1 protein-coding gene is annotated in these 1,746 nt (G+C 44.6%); it reads left to right on the top strand.

Annotated features, from left to right (window positions below; genetic code table 11):
- Positions 1 to 1,746 (top strand): hypothetical protein (locus MFLO_RS15795; protein ID WP_162148170.1); only part of this gene is annotated, 1,746 nt, incomplete at both ends.

The raw sequence follows: 1,746 nt of genomic DNA, 5'->3' as shown, positions 1-1,746 counted from the left end.
CCTTCCGATCCGATGTGGCGGATGCACCGGCAAAAGATCAATTTCAAGAAGTCTACTCGGCGCGTATCAAGCATGCGAAAGCGACACTCTTTACCGATAAAGGGTTCCCGAGCTATGAAATCGGAGGAAGCATTCGTGCGTTAGTTCCTGCCACTTCACGTGTGGCGAAAGTAGGCGTATACCGAGTGGAACAAGAAGCTGGGGAAGACACCTATACACTCTTACGCGGGGATTTGTTAACAGCGGCTTCTCCTGGTGTGACGGTGGATAATGAACAGGTATTTGTTCTATCCAATTTACCGGATCGTACCGAAGAAGACGACATTCGTTTATGTGCGTTTGATCCATATGACAACATGATTGAGGCTCGTCCGATTTACTTGACCAAACTGACCGTTCAGCCTGTCCATACAGGGGAAACAACATTAACCGGAACGTATGACGCCACTTTAATTAAGAATATTGTGATCTTTCGAAATGGTGTGTACCAAAGCTGGAATAAAGTGAATATGAATCCAGATACAGGGACGTATTCTTTTTCCATTCTTGCTGCAGATAGAGGGGATACGTTTGAAGTGTGGGCAAAAGATCCGACGAACCTGAATGTCGGCTATAAATGGATGCAAGTGTTACCGAACTATCAGTTCCGTGTCCGCGAAGTCTATGAAGTGAATCAACAGACGCTTGCCTTCGAGAAAGGCAAAGACTTGAAACAAGTCAAAATACTCTTACAGAATGGGGCTACGACTCAAGAATTCGGTCCGGTGACATTGACCGGAAGTACGCTTGATATGACGCCTTATCTGGCAGCGATTACGATTAATTCTCACCTGCAAATTTGTCCATTGAATGAACAGGGACTTGAATTAGAACCGATTTCGGTCACGATTGCCGATTATCAAATTGCGCCTACTCCTTTCGTGATTGGTAGTCCTTCTCATGGCATTCAGCTACGTGGAAGTTGCGGAAAAACGTTAACGTCATTGAAGCTTCTCGTTAATGGTGAAACGGCGGCAGAAGTCAAACCGGTTCAAGGTCAATTTGAATTTGGAAAATCTCTGACAACCGCCATTAAAGTGATAGAAGATAGCGTAGAGATTGAAGGATATGTGGGATCAGTTAAAAAGCAAGATGTGAAAGTGCCACTAACAACGGGCTATACACTAGATGCGGGTGATATTTACACAGTCGGTAGTCTAGACTCCATTCGCGGAACTTTTGGTCCGTATATCCGTGCTGTTCGGCTATGGATCAATGGTGGTGACTTGCCAAAAGCAGCGATTAATCGTCCCGATCAAAATAACCGAGCTGCTTATGGAGAGCCTTTCCATTTTGAATTTACTGAAGTAGAAAGACAAAGTTTAGACCAAGTGATTACCTCGACAACGGATCAGGTGGAACTTGTGGCTGTGAATTATGATTACAAGGAACAAGCACGAGTACGTGTTCCGCTCACAGAAGAACAGCAAGGACTTACTTTTGGTCTCGATAAGGCGAAGTTCTCGTATGGCATTGATCAGTTCATTCGAGGAACAATGGGCTCGCGCATTCAACGGATTCATCTTCTTGTGGACGGAGAACTTGTGAAAAGTTTAGTCTTTCTTTCTGAGAAAAACCAAATTGTGGAAACGGATCATGTGCATCAAACGGTCAATACCAGCAAACGGATTAATGAGCAAGTGGCCTTTGATGTGCCTGTAGAACCACCGAAGACCTTTAGCTTTGATCAGTTAACCGATCTGATTG

Source organism: Listeria floridensis FSL S10-1187 (assembly GCF_000525875.1).
GTDB classification, from domain to species: Bacteria; Bacillota; Bacilli; order Lactobacillales; family Listeriaceae; genus Listeria; species Listeria floridensis.
Note: the sequence above shows the minus strand (reverse complement) of the source record. Positions and strands in the feature narration are given on the sequence as shown.